This is a genomic window from Streptomyces tendae (assembly GCF_014650435.1).
GTDB classification, from domain to species: Bacteria; Actinomycetota; Actinomycetes; order Streptomycetales; family Streptomycetaceae; genus Streptomyces; species Streptomyces tendae.
Window position 1 is genome coordinate 401,325 of the sequence record NZ_BMUY01000008.1, and the last position, 15,430, is coordinate 416,754.

Below are 15,430 nucleotides of genomic sequence, written 5' to 3' on the forward strand. Positions count from 1 at the left end.
TACGCAGTCTTCGGCCACCGGCACGGTTACCGGCACTATGCGGGTAACCGGTAACGGTTACTGCATGCTGCCGTATTGGGGGTAACGTCGCAAGCATGAGTGAGAGATCGCCCGCGCCGGGCGGCCTGGAACTGGTCGAGGCCCTGGTGAACACGCTGGACCTCGAGACGGGCGCCGACTCGCTGGACACGGGGGAGGGCCGGGCGCGGCTCGGAGTGACGGAGGAGGACGTACCGGCCGCCCGGGAGCTGCGCGAGTCGCTGCGCGTGGCCCTGCTCGCCCACGCCGGTCACCCGCCGCACCGTCCGGTGACCCCGCTGGGCGAGTTGCTGGCCGCCGCCCCGCTGGTCGTCACCGTCGACCCGGCCGACGGCTCCGCCGCCCTCACACCGGCCGGGGAGGGCTCCCTGACCGCCCGTGTCGCCGCCGCGGTGGCCCAGGCGCTGGTGGCGGGCACCTGGAGCCGCTTCAAGGCGTGCGAGGCCGCCGACTGCCACTGGGCGTACTACGACCGCAGCCCGGCCGGGCGCGGCCGCTGGTGCTCCATGCAGGTGTGCGGGGCCCGCGCCAAGATGCGCCGGTACCGGGCCAAGGAGTCGTAAACACCGCACGCTTCACCGGTCGGCCGGCGGCGCCGTGCGGCACAATGCGCAGGACGCCGGTTCGGCCGACTGAGCCTCGGCCGAACCGGCGTCCTCGGTGCCTCGTCAGGCGGTGGGGCGGCCCATCGCCCGGTAGGTCCAGCCGGCCTTGCGCCAGAGCGTCGGGTCCAGGGCGTTGCGCCCGTCCAGGATCACCCGGGCCGCCGCCGCTTCGCCCAGCGCCTCCGGGTCCAGCTCGCGGAACTCCCGCCACTCGGTCAGGTGCAGGACCACGTCCGCGCCCCGCACCGCCTCCAGCGCCGAGTCGGCGTAGCCGAGGGTCGGGAAGAGCCGCCGGGCGTTCTCCATGCCCTTGGGGTCGTACACCGTGACCTGGGCGCCCTGGAGGTGCACCTGCCCGGCGACGTTCAGCGCGGGGGAGTCCCGCACGTCGTCCGAGTCGGGCTTGAAGGTGGCGCCGAGCACCGCGATCCGCTTGCCGAGGAAGGGGCCGCCGCCCAGCGCCTGCCGGGTCAGCTCCACCATCTGGCCGCGCTGGCGCATGTTGATGGAGTCGATCTCGCGCAGGAAGGTCAGCGCCTGGTCGGCGCCGAGCTCACCGGCGCGCGCCATGAAGGCGCGGATGTCCTTCGGCAGACAGCCGCCGCCGAAGCCGATCCCGGCCCGCAGGAACTTCTTCCCGATCCGGTCGTCGTACCCGATCGCCTCCGCCAGCTTGGCGACGTCGCCGCCGGCCGCCTCGCAGACCTCCGCCATCGCGTTGATGAAGGAGATCTTGGTGGCGAGGAAGGAGTTCGCGGCGGTCTTCACCAGCTCGGCCGTCGGGAAGTCCGTGACGACGAACGGCGAGCCCTCCGCGATCGGCGTCGCGTACACCTCGCGCAGCAGCCGCTCGGCCCGCTCGCTGCGCACGCCGACCACGAGCCGGTCGGGGTGCAGGGTGTCCTCGACGGCGAAGCCCTCGCGCAGGAACTCCGGGTTCCAGGCCAGCTCGGCGTCGTCGCCGGCCGGCGCGTGCTCGGCCAGGTAGGCCGCCAGCCGGTCGGCGGAGCCCACCGGAACGGTCGACTTGCCGACGACCAGCGCGGGGCCGGTCAGATGCGGCGCCAGCGAGGCCAGAGCGGAGTCGACGTACGACATGTCGCAGGCGTACTCGCCGTGCTTCTGCGGGGTGTTCACGCACAGGAAGTGCACGTCGCCGAAGGCCGCGGCCTCGGCGAAGTCGGTGGTGAAGCGCAGCCGCCCGCTGGCGCCCTCGATACCGGCGACGTGCTTGCGCAGCAGCTCCTGGAGACCCGGCTCGTACATCGGGACCTCGCCCCGCTGGAGCGTCTCGATCTTCTCGGGCACCACGTCCAGACCCAGCACCTCGAAACCCAGCTCGGCCATGGCCGCCGCGTGGGTGGCGCCGAGATAGCCGGTACCGATCACGGTGATCTTCAGGGCCATGGGTGCTCCAGGGGTGTACGGCACGGTTGCGCGCCCGAGCATATCCGGGACGCCGGAAACGCCCTTCGGTCGGCTGTCGTCAAGCTCACCTATCCACCGGCCCGGCCGGGGCTCTAAAATTTGGGTTACTTAACGGTAGTTAGCGTGCCCAGCATCACAGCGTTTTGGAGCGTGAGACACCTTGGCCGGATCGGCTGACTTCGACCTGTACCGCCCGTCCGAGGAGCACGACATGCTCCGGGACGCCGTCCGCTCGCTGGCCGAGGCGAAGATCGCGCCGTACGCCGCCGCGGTGGACGAGGAGGCCCGCTTCCCGCAGGAGGCCCTGGACGCCCTCACCGCGAACGACCTGCACGCGGTGCACGTCCCCGAGGAGTACGGCGGCGCGGGCGCCGACGCGCTCGCCACGGTGATCGTCATCGAGGAGGTCGCCCGCGCCTGCGCCAGCTCCTCCCTCATCCCGGCGGTCAACAAGCTCGGTTCGCTGCCGGTGATCCTCTCCGGCTCCGAGGAGCTGAAGAAGAAGTACATGACCCCGCTCGCCAAGGGCGACGGCATGTTCTCCTACTGCCTCTCCGAGCCCGACGCGGGCTCGGACGCGGCCGGCATGAAGACCAAGGCCGTCCGCGACGGCGACTTCTGGGTGCTCAACGGCGTCAAGCGCTGGATCACCAACGCCGGCGTCAGCGAGTACTACACGGTGATGGCCGTCACCGACCCGAGCAAGCGCTCCAAGGGCATCTCCGCCTTCGTCGTCGAGAAGTCCGACGCGGGCGTCTCCTTCGGCGCCCCGGAGAAGAAGCTCGGCATCAAGGGCTCGCCGACCCGCGAGGTCTACCTCGACAACGTCCGCATCCCCGCCGACCGCATGATCGGCGCGGAGGGCACCGGCTTCGCCACCGCGATGAAGACGCTGGACCACACCCGCATCACCATCGCCGCCCAGGCCCTCGGCATCGCCCAGGGCGCCCTCGACTACGCCAAGGGCTACGTCAAGGAGCGCAAGCAGTTCGGCAAGCCGATCGCCGACTTCCAGGGCATCCAGTTCATGCTGGCCGACATGGCCATGAAGATCGAGGCCGCCCGCCAGCTGACCTACGCCGCCGCCGCCAAGTCCGAGCGCGGCGACAGCGACCTCACCTTCCAGGGCGCCGCGGCCAAGTGCTTCGCCTCCGACGTGGCCATGGAGGTCACCACGGATGCCGTCCAGCTGCTCGGCGGCTACGGCTACACCCGTGACTACCCGGTGGAGCGCATGATGCGTGACGCCAAGATCACGCAGATTTATGAGGGCACGAACCAAGTTCAGCGGATCGTGATGGCGAGGAACCTGCCCTAGCAGGGTTTTTGCAGGTCAGAAGCTGTTTCGAAGGTCCGGAGGGACACCCTCGGCTTTCTGCCCGTTGCGGCCCGATCAAGGCCGTTCCTAGGCGTCATGTTGGGGGAATCCTGGGCAGATGCCGGGCTGAAAACAGCCACTGACCTGTACGAACAACGCAGCCCCCGGCGTGCTGCCGGGGGCTGTTGTCGTACGTGGATCAGGCGACCTCTGTCGCCTCCGTGGGGTCGTCCGCGCTGGGCGTCAGCATGGTTGCGATGGCTGCACGGCCACGCTGCTCGGCCCCTTCGAAGATCTAGTGGTAGTGCTCCCTGAGCACGTCAGTACTGCTGTGGCCCATCCAGTCGGCCACGTCGTTCTCGGGGACTCCGGCGTACAGCAGTCGCGACCCGTAGTAGTGCCGGAGCGAGTGAGCCTTGCAGTACTTCACCTGTCCCTTGCCCAGAGCCTCCATCCAGATCTTCGGGTAGAAGTACGACGCGTAGAGGTAGCCAGTCCTCGTCACGTTGGGGGGTGTCCGTGCAGGTCAGCGCCGTATGACCTGTAAAGCACGCACATCTACGAGGGGCACCAACCAGGTCCAGCGCATCGTCATGGCGCGCAACCTGCCCTGACGGCCGCGGCTCGCTCGTCTGATCGATTGTCAGTGGTGGATGAGACGGTGGATCCATCGCGTCGGGAAGCTGCCGGAGCGGCAATCGGCAATCGGCAAGAGGGGGATCCGCCATGTCCAAGAGCCAGAACTACATCAACCACGTCGCTCTCGTCCTGGACGCCAGTTCGTCCATGCGGCGTCTGAGCCACAAGGTGGTCGAGGTCGCCGACCAGCAGATCGCCTACCTGGCCCGCCGCTCGCAGGAGCTGGACCAGGAGACCCGCGTCACGGTGTACGTCTTCGCCGACCAGGTGGAGTGCGTCATCTACGACAAGGACGTGCTGCGGATGCCGTCGCTGAAGCAGATGTACCGGGTCGGCGGCATGACGGCGCTGCTGGCGGCCACGCTCAAGTCGCAGCGGGAGCTGGCGCAGACCGCCCAGCTCTACGGCGACCACAGCTTCCTGACGTTCGTCCTCACGGACGGCCAGGAGAACGTGAGCCACCGCTGCCCGGACGCCCCCGCCCGGGACCCGCGCGCACTGGTCGAGGCCGTGTCCACGATGATCGAGACCCAGGCGGACAACTGGACGCTGGCCGTCCTCGTCCCGGACCAGATGGGCAAGCGCGAGGCCATGCAGTACGGCTTCCCCAAGGACAACATCGCCATCTGGGACGCCACGAGCACCCAGGGCCTGGAAGAGGCCGGCCAGGTCATCCAGGAGGCCACCGAGAAGTTCATGGTGGGCCGCACCAAGGGCATCCGCGGGTCGCGGGCCGTCTTCTCCACCGGCGCGGACGCGGTCAACAAGGAGACCATCAAGGCGGCCGGCCTCACCCCGGTGGAGGCGTCGAAGTACGCGCTGATCGACGTGACCCGTGACGTGGCGATCCGGGACTGGGTCGTCGAGCGCGGGCACACGTACCGCACGGGCGGTGCGTTCTACCAGCTGAGCAAGTCGGAGAAGGTCCAGCCGAAGAAGCAGATATCGGTGCTGGAGAAGAAGACGGACCGGGTGTACACGGGGCCCGAAGCCCGCGCCCTGCTCGGCCTGCCGGACGTGGAGGTCCGCATCAAGCCCGACCACAACGACGACTTCACGATCTTCGTGCAGAGCACGAGCGTGAACCGGAAGCTCGTGGCGAACACGCGGCTCCTGCTCATGCTCTGAGGCTCGGCCGTCCCCGATGGCCGTGACGTCCGCGGCGGCAGGGGGTCAGTCCTCGTACCCCTCCGCCACCCGTCGCTCGCGCAGTTCCATGATCGCGCGTCGGCGGGCCAGCCGGTGGGTGCGGCGGATCTGGGCCTCCTGGTAGCGCCGCTTGTCCTTCTCGGTCTCCGGGAGCACCGGCGGCACCGTGCGGGGCTTGCCGTCGGCGTCCACGGCGGCGAAGACCAGGTAGGCCGAGCCGACCTGGGTGGCGGGCGTGGACTCGTTCCAGCGCTCGGCCAGGACCCGGACGCCCACCTCCATGGAGCTGCGGCCGGTCCAGTTGACCTGTGCCTTCACATGGACGAGGTCGCCGACGCGGACCGGCTCGAGGAACGCCATCTCGTCCATGGACGCGGTGACGGCGGGTCCGCCGGAGTGCCGTCCGGCCACGGCGCCCGCCGCGTCGTCGACGAGCTTCATGATCACACCGCCGTGCACCGTGCCCAGAAGGTTGGTGTCGCTGTGCGTCATGATGTGGCTGAGGGTGGTGCGGGAGGCCGAGGTCGGCTTGCCCGGGATCTCCGGGGGCGCGGCCGAGGCCTGTTCTGCCTGGTCTGTCATGGCCTCCACCTTATGCCGGGGGCACACGGGCGTGATTTTGTGTCGGGTTCGCAACAGCACTGCCCTGATTTTCCGACATACCTTGTAACGCCCACCGGGCGGCCCTGCACACTGGTGCGCATGAATGATTGGCCCGAGGGATGGTCCGGTGACAACCGCGGCAGCGGATACGGACGCGGCAGCGCGAGCGCACGGCCCGAGAGCGCCCGCGTGATGCGCCAGGTCCGCCGCGGCACGCCGCCGCCCGGCCCGGGCCCGTCGGCCCCGCCGTACGGCGCCGGGGTGCCCCAGCAGCCGTCGTACACCGACGGCCAGGGGCACGGCGGCGACGGGTACGACAGCGGGTACAACACCGGCCAGGTCTACGGCGGTGGCGGCGGCCAGGGCCCCGGCCGACAGGTCCGGGACCGGCCCGCGCCGAACTGGCGCCGCCGGATCAAGTGGACCGCGATCACGGTGGTGACCGTGCTGGTCGTCACCACCGTCGGGACCTACTTCTGGGCCGACTCCAAGCTCAACCGCGAGGTCGACCTGTCCAAGGTCATCGAGCGGCCCGGGGCCGGCGAGGGCACCAACTACCTGATCGTCGGCTCCGACAGCCGCGAGGGCATGACCGACGAGCAGAAGAAGGACCTCCACACCGGCTCCGCCGAGGGCAAGCGCACCGACTCGATGATGATCCTGCACACCGGGGACAACGGGGCGACGCTGATCTCGCTGCCCCGCGACTCGGACGTGGAGATCCCGAGCTTCGTCGGCTCCGAGTCCGGCAAGAAGTACCCGGGCACCGGCCGCCACACCAAGCTGAACGCCGCCTACGCCGAGGACGGCCCCGAGCTGCTGGTGCGCACCATCGAGCACAACACCGGACTGCGCCTGGACCATTACGTGGAGATCGGCTTCGCCGGCTTCGCGAACATCGTGGACGCGGTCGGCGGCGTCGAGATGGACATCCCGCAGGACATCAAGGACAAGAAGTCCGGCGCCGACTTCAAGAAGGGCAAGCAGACCCTGAACGGCGAGGAGGCCCTCGCCTTCGTCCGCACCCGGTACGCGCTGGCCGGCTCCGACCTGGACCGCACCAAGAACCAGCAGAAGTTCCTGTCGGCGCTGGCGAGCCAGGTGGCCACCCCGTCGACGGTCCTCAACCCGTTCAAGCTGTACCCGACCATGGGCGCCGGCCTGGACTCCCTCATCGTCGACAAGGACATGGGCCTGTTCGACCTGGCGAGCATGTTCTGGGCGATGAAGAACGTCAGCGGCGGCGAGGGCACCTCGATGAACATGCCGATCTCGGGCAGCGTCGGCGGCAACCTCAAGTGGGACGACGCCAAGGTGAAGAAGCTCGTCGAGGAGCTGAAGAACGACGAGAAGGTCACCGTCTCCGGCAACTGAGCCGGAGACCGGCGGACCTCACTCGTCGCCGCAGACCACCTCGTCGCCCCGCACCACCGCGCCCGACTCCTGCGGCGGGTCGGCCGGCCGCACCTTCGCCACCTTCTCGAAGTCGGCGCCCGCGATCACCTTCAGCGTGGCGCCCTGCCCCTTGACCGGCTTCAGCTCGCTGCCGGGCAGCGCGGCGGACAGCGACTTCGCCGACTGGTCCCAGCGGGGGTCGTAGGCGACGACGGTCCGCTCGACCGCCCGGTCCCCGGCGTTGCGCGGTGCCCTGGTGGTGCGGAACCCGGTCGCGGCCAGCGCGTCGTCCACCCGCTTGCCGAGCCCGGAGGTGCGGGTGCCGTTCTCCACCTGGACGCGGATCTGCTTCGGGTCCACCGGGACCCGCACCGGCGCCGGACCCTTCGGCTTCGGTTTCGGCGCGGCCAGCGGCTCGTCCTCGCGCAGGGCGTCGAAGAGCCGCTCGGACTTCGCCGGGTCCCACTTCAGGGTCGAACCGACGCCCTTGACCGCGTAGCCCATCTGCCCGATCGGCACGGTGGTGAACTCGGAGGACGACGGCGAGAAGTTCCGCATCGCCCGCCCGAGCGTCAGCAGCTCGTCGGTGCCGAAGCCCTGGTCGGCCCGGACCGAGCCGAGCACGGCCCGGGTGACGTCCCGGAACCTCAGCGGGTTCAGCAGGATGCCCGAGGAGGTGGCCCGGTCGATCAGCGCGGCCAGGAAACGCTGCTGGCGCTTCATCCGGCTCAGGTCCGAGGCGCCGTCGAGGTGCCGGGCCCGCACGTACTGCAGTGCCTGCCCGCCCTTCAGGGTGTGGGTGCCGGCCGGCAGGTCGAGTCCGGTGTAGCTGTCCTTGAGCGGCTGGACCGTGCAGATTTTCACACCGCCGAGGATGTCCACGGTCTTCATGAAGCTGGTGAAGTCGACCTCCAGATAGTGGTCGATCTTCACCCGGGTCATGTTCTCCACGGTGCGGATCGTCAGCTGCGGGCCGCCCTCGGCGTAGGCCGCGTTCAGCTTGAGCGGGTGCCCCTTGTGGTGCTCGCCGGTGGTGCGGTCGGTGTGGCCGGGCGTCTCGGCGTACGAGTCGCGCGGCAGGCTGACCACGCTCGCGCGCTCCCGGTCCTCCGAGATGTGCACGATCATGATCGTGTCGGTGCAGTGGCAGGGGGCACCGCCCAGCCGGTACTTGCGCCGCTCCTCCTCGGTGATCTCGTCCCGGCCGTCGGTGCCGACCATCAGGACGTTCATGCCGTCGCCCGCCCGCGGCCGGTTCTTCATGTCCTTGAACGCGTCGACCCGTGAGATGTCCGAGTCGAGGCCGGTGAGCACGGCGTGCCCGATCCCGGCGGAGCCGAGCACCACCACCGAAAGCGCGGTCACCGCCCGCACGGCCCAGCGCGGCTTCCTCCGCCGTACGGGGGGCCTCGGCGGGCGCCGGGACGGCCGGGGGCCGCCGCGCTGCGGCGGGGGTCCGCCCCGGCCGGTCGAGGCCGGGACCCGGGACGAGCGGGGCGGCGTGGGCAAGGGGACACCTCCGCGGGGACGGGCCCTGGGCGTGGAGCGTGAGGCCGTACGTGGGATTCGTGAGCACCGTAGGCCCATACGATCTGCTGCCCGGCCCCGTGACCCCCGCGGCGCGCACCCGTGTCCCCCGTTCGCGGTAACGTGAGCACCGATGAACGCCAAGTCCGACGTGCGGCTGCCCGCCGTTTCCGTGATCATGCCCGTCCTCAACGAGGAGCGGCACCTGCGCGGCGCCGTCCGCGCCATCCTCGCCCAGGAGTACGCCGGCGAGATGGAGGTCGTGATCGCCGTCGGTCCCTCCACGGACCGTACGGAAGAGATCGCCGCCGAACTCGTCCGCGAGGACCCCCGGGTCCACACCGTGCCGAACCCCACCGGCCGTACGCCCGCAGCGCTGAACGCCGCGATCAAGGCGTCCCGCCACCCGGTCGTCGTCCGCGTCGACGGCCACGGCATGCTGTCGCCGAACTACATCTCCACGGCCGTACGGCTCCTGGAGGAGACCGGTGCGCAGAACGTCGGCGGCATCATGCACGCCGAGGGCGAGAACGCCTGGGAGGACGCCGTCGCCGCCGCGATGACGTCGAAGATCGGCGTGGGCAACGCCGCGTTCCACACCGGCGGACAGGCGGCGCCCGCCGAGACCGTCTACCTCGGCGTGTTCCGCCGCGAGGCGCTGGAGCGGCAGGGCGGCTACAACGAGGAGTTCATCCGCGCCCAGGACTGGGAGCTGAACTTCCGCATCCGCGAGGCCGGCGGCCTGATCTGGTTCTCACCCGAGCTGCGGGTGTCCTACCGCCCCCGGCCGAGCATGCGGGCGCTGGCCAAGCAGTACAAGGACTACGGCCGCTGGCGGCACGTCGTCGCGCGCTACCACTCCGGCTCCATCAACCTGCGCTACCTTGCCCCGCCGACCGCCGTGTGCGCCATCGCGGCCGGTGTCGTGGTGGGCGCCGCGCTGACCCCCTGGGGCTTCGTCGTGCCCGGCGCCTACCTCGCGGCGATCGTGGCCGGCTCGCTGCCCGCCGGGAAGGGGCTCGGGCTGAAGGCGCGGGCGCAGATACCGGTGGCCCTGGCGACCATGCACATGTCGTGGGGCTGGGGCTTCCTGACCAGCCCGAAGTCGCTGGCCAGGAAGGTCATCGCCTCACGGCGCCCGGCGGTCCGGCCGGACGCGGGGGCCACGGACGCCGCCGGGACGCGCTGACGTCCGTCAGGCCCGGGGCCGGCCTCAGGACCAGGTGAACGCAGGGCTCACGTGCATGCAGGCGCTGTCGTCCGCGCCGTTGAGGGCCTCGGCCGACTCCGGGGTCCGGTCGTCGCTCTCGGGCGCCCTGTACGCCGTGCCCTCGCGCCAGTCGGCGCCCACGACGAGCGTGACGCCGGAGACGTCCGTCGACCGCTTCACCGAACTCGCCGGGATCCCCAGGGACTTGGCGACGCGCCGGGCGTCGCCCTCCAGGTCGGCGCTCGGGTAGCGGATCACCGTACGGTCCTCGCTCGGCAGCACCGACGGGTCCGCGACCGCCTTCGCGAAGCCCCGCTCCACCAAGAGCCCGGTGACCGTGTTCGCGCGTCCGGGGGCCGTGCCCAGCTCGTCGGTGCGGGTGCCGTTGCGGACCTGCACCGCGATCTCGTCGTCGGGTGCGGCCGGGTCGGCCGGGGGCTCCGGCTCCGCGTCGGGCTTCTTCTTCGCGTCCCTGCCGTCCAGCGCGATGTCCTCGCGCACCAGCCGGAACAGCTGTTCCGCGTCCTCGGTCGGTTCGACGCGCGCGCCCACGTACCGGTTGGGCATCGTGGTCATGGTGATGCGCTCGGGCTTCACCCGGCGCAGCTCGTTGCTGAGGTCGTACAGCTTCTTGACGGAGTCCAGGCCCGGGTCGACGGTGAGTGCCTCGGTGGCCTCCTCGGCGAGCCTGCGCAGCCTGTTCGGGCTGCTGAGGGTCGCGTTCTCGCGCAGCACCCGGACCATCGAGTTCAGGTACATGTGCTGGGCCTTGGCCCGTGCCAGGTCGCTGCCGTCCTCGAAGCCGTAGCGGGTGCGCAGCCACTGCAGGGCCTGCTCGCCCTTGACCGGGTGCGTGCCCTTGGCCAGTTTCAGACCGGAGCCGTGGCCCGAGTTGTCGCGCGAGTGGATGTTGGCGTCCACGCAGACCGGGACGCCGCCGACGGCGTCCGCCATCGAGACGACGCCCGCGAAGTCGACCATCACGAAGTGGTCGATGTGGATGCCGGTCAGCTCCTGCCAGGTGGCCACCGTGCAGCCGGGACCGCCGTGGCCGAGGCTCTGGTTGGTCATCACCCGGCCCTCGCTCGCCGGGTAGACCTCACCGTCGTCCGGGTCGGTGCACTTGGGTATCTCCAGCAGGGTGTCGCGCGGCATGCTGACCACCGACATGTTGCTGCGGTCGGCGGACAGGTGCACCAGCATCTGCACGTCCGCCAGCGGCGTGGAGCCGAACGTCTCGCGGGCGCCGCCCAGTTGCTGGTTCTCCTCGCTGTCCCGGGCGTCCGAGCCGATGACGAGGATGTTCAGCGGGGTCTGACCGGCCGCGTTCGGCGTCGGCGCGGCGACCTTGCTGTCGCCCAGGTTCAGGGCGTCCTGCCTGATGTTGTCGTTGAGGTGCTCGTAGTAGAGGTATCCCGCCCCGGCCGTGCCGGCCAGGACCACGGCGAGCACCACCGCGGTCCAGCGCAGGACGCGCCGCCGACGCCGCGGGCGGGGGCCCTCGGCCTCGCCCGCGGGCCTGCCTTCGCCGTCTTCGGTGCCGTCTTCGCTGCTGTCTTCGGTCGTGCTCTCGGTGCTGCCTTCGGTGTCGCCGACACCGTTGTCGCCGTCCCCCCGGACGGCCTCCGCACGCTCCAAGGCGTCTGTCGCGCCCTCTTGCGTGTCCTCCCCCTGCACACTGCTCCGCGTCACTTCCGCGTCCCTCCCCGCCCCCGGGCCACCACGTGGGCCCGTCGCCGTCCTGTGAGACGTACGACAGGCCCCTCAGGTCAACTGGCGCACAGCTTCTGGTCGGCCGTGGACTCGGTGTCCAGGTCCGGCTTCTTGACGGAGCCGTCGAGTTTGACGCCGGCGCCCTTGAAGTCCTTGCCGAGGGTGAGGGTCATGGTGGGCAGCCCCTGGGCGTTGGTGACGCTCTCGCCGGGCTTCATGGCGGCGCCGGACAGGCCGAGGATCTCGGCGAGGGCGCGGGCCTGGTCGGCCTGGTCGGGGGCGTACTCCAGGGTGGTCTTGGCGACCTCGGCGGGGGCGTTGCCCGCGTTCTCCGACTTGGAGACCCCGGCCTGGGTCTGCAGGTACGCCAGTTCCTGCTGGGCGCTGCCGGCGGGGGCGCCGCCGTTCATGACGCGGACCCGGACCTCGCCGGGCTCGGACTTCTCGCCCTTGAGCCGGGCGGCGACGGCGGCCTTCTCCTTCTTTTTCTTCTGCTCGACCTCGGTGAAGGAGATGTCGTTCTTGATCATGTCGAAGACCTGGGGGCCCTTCGCCTCGTTCACGACCACCGTCGCCTTGACCTTCTCGGCCGGGTTGTCGAGCACCGGCACCGTGGTGAAGGTGATGTTCTTCGTCGGCACCTTCTTCAGCTCCAGGGCGATGTCCTTGAGCGTGCCCACCTTGCCGATGGCCTTGTCCACGGTCAGGGCCTTGGTCGCGGCCTCGGCGAGCTTCACCAGCTTGGTGGGGCTGGTGAGGGTGTCGCTGGAGGACATCTTGCGCATGAGCGAGCCCAGGAACTGCTGCTGCACCTTGATGCGGTCCAGATCGCCCTCGTTGCCGAAGGCGTGCCGGGTGCGGACGAAGGCCAGGGCCTGCTCGCCCTCGACCGTGGACTCGCCCGCGGGCAACTGGAGATGGGACTTCGGGTCGTCCACGGCCTTCTCCACGCACACGTCGACGCCGTCGACCGCCGTGGTCAGCGTCTTGACCGCGTTGAAGTCGGCCATCATGAAGTGGTCCGGCTTGATGCCGGTCGTCTCCGCCACCGTGCGCATCGTGCAGCCCGCGTCCCGGCCGAAGTCGCCGAGGCTCTGGTTGAAGCGGACGCCCGAGGTACCGGGGATGACCTTCTTCGTGCCGTCCTCCAGCGTCGTCTCGCAGTCGGGGATGTCGACGATCAGGTCGCGGGGGATGCTGAGCGCCGTGGCGTTGGAGCGGTCCTCGGCGACGTGCAGCAGGATGTTGGTGTCCGCGTGTCCGGCGCTGCCCTTGTCGCCGTAGCCCTCGTTGCCCTCACCGGTGCGCTTGTCGGTGCCGATGATGAGGATGTTGAAGGCCTCGTCCTTCTTGAAGCTGCTGCTTCCGGCGGTGCCCACGTCCGTCGTCGAGACGTTCCCCTCGAGGTGCTTGAGGTAGACGTAGCCGCCCACACCTGCCACGAGGACGACGAAGGCCATACTGCCGCCGGTCCACAGCAGGGCCCTCTTGCCCCGGGACTTCTTCTTCTCCGGCCGCCGTCCGCGCCGACCGGGCACCGGTGCCTCGGGCTCCGCACGCCGCCGCCGCTGGGGCGGCACCTCACGGCCCGGAGCGGTTGTACGGCGCCCCGACGCACGGGGCCCCGACGCACGGGGCCCGGGGACGGACGACTCCGGTGCGGAGGGGGACAGCCGCAGTTCGTACTCACCGGTCCGCGGATTCAGCACCCACTGGTCTGCGGGGTCGACGTCGTCTGCCCGCCCACGTCCTTGCGCGTCCACGGTCTCCCAATCCTCCGTCGGGGGCCACGCGGCACCTTCGCCTGAAGGCGCACGGTAAAGAGTCAACAAGTGCACGACGCCAGGGCGGACCTCGCGGCAGTGGGCACTGGCGCGCTCACACTATCCGCCCGGTTCGGCGTCGAACGAAACCGGTGTCACGATCGTCACCCCTACAACAGGGCATTCCCTCCTATTTTCGTGAACTCCTACCATCGATACGGCTTGTAGACGTCCATGCACTTGCCGGTGTCCGAGCCGTTGAGGGCGTCGCTCGTCTCCGGCAGGTCCCCGGCCTCGGGTGTCTTCTGTTTCGGATAGGACGTGCCGTCGCGCCAGTCAGCTCCCACGACGAGAGTGATCCCGGACACGTCCGCGGACTTGCGCACCGCGTTCGCCGGGATCCCCATCGCCCCGGCGACGCGGCGAGCGTCGCCCGCCAGCTCGTCGCTCGGGTACCGGACCACGGTGCGCTCCTCGGAGAGCGCCGCCGAGGTGTCCTTCGTCGCCTTGGCGAAGCCCTTGTCCACCAGCGAACCGGCGATCTCACCGGCCCGGCCGGTGACCGGGCCGAGGGTGGCCGAGCGGGTGGCGTTCTGGACCAGGACGCCGATCTCGGAGTCGGCGGCGGGCTCGTCGGAGGGCTGCCCGGTGTCGCCCGGCGCGGCGGCGTCGTCTCCGGCGGCGTCCTTGCCGTCGCCGGTGCCCTTCTTCTCCTTCGTGCCCTTGTCGTCGAAGGAGACGTCGTCGCGGAGCATCGCCCACATCTTGTCGGCGTCGGTGGCCGGCAGCAGGTGGTTCTTGTCCTCGGGGTCCTCGACGGTGGGGATCGTCGTCATGGTGATGCGGTCCGTGGGCACCGTCTTGAGCTGCATGCCCAGGTCGTACAGCTTCTTCACGGTGCCGATCTCCTCAGAGACCGTCAGCGACTTCGTGGCGGCCTCGGCCAGGTCCATCAGCCTGCCCGCGTCCGTGAAGACGTTCTGGCTCTTCAGCGTGCGGATCATCGAGTTCATGTACATGTGCTGGGCGCGGGCCCGCAGCGGGTCACTGCCCCAGGCGTGCCGGGTGCGCAGCCACTTGAGCGCGTCCTCGCCCTTGACCTTGTGCGCGCCCTTCGTCATCTTCAGGCCCGAGCCGCCGGGCACGCCGGGCAGCGGGCGGTCCCACACGTTCTGGTTCACGCACACCTCGACCCCGCCGATGGCGTCCGCCATCGAGACCACGCCCGCGAAGTCGATCGTCATCCAGTGGTCGATGTAGACCCCGGTCAGGTTCTCCCAGGTGGCCAGGGTGCAGCCGGCGCCGCCGCGGGCCAGCGAGGTGTTGATGATGGCGTTGGTCGCCGGGAACTTCTCGCCGGTGTCGGAGTCCTTGCAGGCCGGGATGTCGACCCGGGTGTCCCGGGGGATGCTCACCACCGAGGCGCTCTTGCGGTCGGCGGACAGGTGGATCAGCATCTGCACGTCGGCCAGCGGCGGGTTGTCCCGGTGGTTCTTGCCGCCGCCCAGCGCCACGTTGGCGTCGGAGGCGCGGCTGTCGGAGCCGAGCAGCAGGATGTTCATCGGCGTCTGTCCGGCCGCGTTCGGCTCGGCCTTGTGCGCCTTGGAGTCGCCGCTGCTGCGCTCGCCCTTGTCGATGTTGCCGTTCAGGTGCTGGTAGTAGAGGTATCCGGCGCCGGCCGTGCCGAGGATCAGCACCGCGAGGGTCGTCGCGGACCAGCGCAGCGCCCGGTGCCGCCGTCCGCCGGTGCGCCGTCGCCCGGAGCGCCTGCCGTTGCCGCCGCCGTTGCCGCCGCCGTGGCCTCCCGGTCCGCCCCGTCCGGCCGTGCCCGCGCCGCCCTCGTGCCGGCCGCCGCGCGCGGCTCGCCTGCCGCGGGTGTGCCGGACCGGGTCGGGTCGCGTTTCCTCCCCGCGCACACTGCTCTGCGTCATGCCTCTCCCACCCTCGGACCCGCGAACGTGCTCCCGCACGCGACCTGTTCGCACAGTTGGACGTACGAAGCCGTGCGTTGGCTGTACGACGCCCGCTGGTTTGTTCGCGG

At 70.2% G+C, this 15,430-nt stretch carries 12 protein-coding genes; 5 read left to right on the forward strand and 7 right to left on the reverse strand.

Going from position 1 to position 15,430, the window contains the following annotated elements:
* Positions 1–95 precede the first annotated feature (95 nt).
* Complete coding sequence (locus IE258_RS23035) at positions 96–602, forward strand: CGNR zinc finger domain-containing protein (protein ID WP_189746354.1); 507 nt, start codon at positions 96–98, stop codon at positions 600–602.
* 105 nt (positions 603–707) lie between these two features.
* On the opposite strand, the gene IE258_RS23040 is transcribed toward IE258_RS23035, so the two are convergent.
* Positions 708–2,051: a UDP-glucose dehydrogenase family protein gene (locus IE258_RS23040; protein ID WP_127896623.1), complete on the reverse strand. Its 1,344-nt coding sequence runs from the start codon at positions 2,049–2,051 to the stop codon at positions 708–710.
* Between the two features lie 181 nt (positions 2,052–2,232).
* Between IE258_RS23040 and IE258_RS23045 the strand changes: the two genes are divergently transcribed.
* Positions 2,233–3,390, forward strand: a complete 1,158-nt coding sequence (locus IE258_RS23045; RefSeq protein ID WP_189746356.1) for an acyl-CoA dehydrogenase — start codon at positions 2,233–2,235, stop codon at positions 3,388–3,390.
* Between the two features lie 295 nt (positions 3,391–3,685).
* Here the strand turns inward: IE258_RS23045 and IE258_RS23050 are convergent, their stop codons facing one another.
* Entirely contained in the window at positions 3,686–3,895 is a 210-nt protein-coding gene (locus IE258_RS23050; protein ID WP_229892357.1) for a tyrosine-type recombinase/integrase, read from the reverse strand.
* Positions 3,896–4,116: 221 nt separating this feature from the next.
* Here IE258_RS23050 and IE258_RS23055 point away from each other — a divergent pair, with 221 nt between their 5' ends.
* Entirely contained in the window at positions 4,117–5,157 is a 1,041-nt protein-coding gene (locus IE258_RS23055; RefSeq protein WP_189746359.1) for a vWA domain-containing protein, read from the forward strand.
* A 45-nt stretch (positions 5,158–5,202) separates the two neighbouring features.
* Here the strand turns inward: IE258_RS23055 and IE258_RS23060 are convergent, their stop codons facing one another.
* Positions 5,203–5,760 carry an acyl-CoA thioesterase gene (locus IE258_RS23060; RefSeq protein ID WP_127894822.1) on the reverse strand — a complete coding sequence of 186 codons (558 nt, stop codon included), beginning with the start codon at positions 5,758–5,760 and terminating at the stop codon, positions 5,203–5,205.
* Positions 5,761–5,880: 120 nt separating this feature from the next.
* On the opposite strand from IE258_RS23060, the gene IE258_RS23065 reads away from it, so the two are divergent.
* Complete coding sequence (locus IE258_RS23065) at positions 5,881–7,155, forward strand: LCP family protein (protein ID WP_189746361.1); 1,275 nt, start codon at positions 5,881–5,883, stop codon at positions 7,153–7,155.
* 18 nt (positions 7,156–7,173) lie between these two features.
* On the opposite strand, the gene IE258_RS23070 is transcribed toward IE258_RS23065, so the two are convergent.
* Positions 7,174–8,685, reverse strand: a complete 1,512-nt coding sequence (locus IE258_RS23070) for an LCP family protein (RefSeq protein WP_444545803.1) — start codon at positions 8,683–8,685, stop codon at positions 7,174–7,176.
* A 151-nt stretch (positions 8,686–8,836) separates the two neighbouring features.
* On the opposite strand from IE258_RS23070, the gene IE258_RS23075 reads away from it, so the two are divergent.
* Positions 8,837–9,892 carry a glycosyltransferase family 2 protein gene (locus IE258_RS23075; protein WP_159326957.1) on the forward strand — a complete coding sequence of 352 codons (1,056 nt, stop codon included), beginning with the start codon at positions 8,837–8,839 and terminating at the stop codon, positions 9,890–9,892.
* Between the two features lie 24 nt (positions 9,893–9,916).
* On the opposite strand, the gene IE258_RS23080 is transcribed toward IE258_RS23075, so the two are convergent.
* The 3 genes from IE258_RS23080 to IE258_RS23090 all read right to left on the reverse strand — a co-directional run bounded on the left by IE258_RS23080 (position 9,917) and on the right by IE258_RS23090 (position 15,320).
* A complete protein-coding gene (locus IE258_RS23080; RefSeq protein WP_189746365.1) occupies positions 9,917–11,605 on the reverse strand; it encodes an LCP family protein in 1,689 nt (562 codons plus the stop codon).
* Between the two features lie 77 nt (positions 11,606–11,682).
* Positions 11,683–13,389 (reverse strand): LCP family protein, encoded by a 1,707-nt coding sequence (locus IE258_RS23085; protein ID WP_189746367.1) that lies wholly within the window; start codon positions 13,387–13,389, stop codon positions 11,683–11,685.
* Between the two features lie 206 nt (positions 13,390–13,595).
* Positions 13,596–15,320: an LCP family protein gene (locus IE258_RS23090; protein ID WP_229892364.1), complete on the reverse strand. Its 1,725-nt coding sequence runs from the start codon at positions 15,318–15,320 to the stop codon at positions 13,596–13,598.
* Positions 15,321–15,430 lie beyond the last annotated feature (110 nt).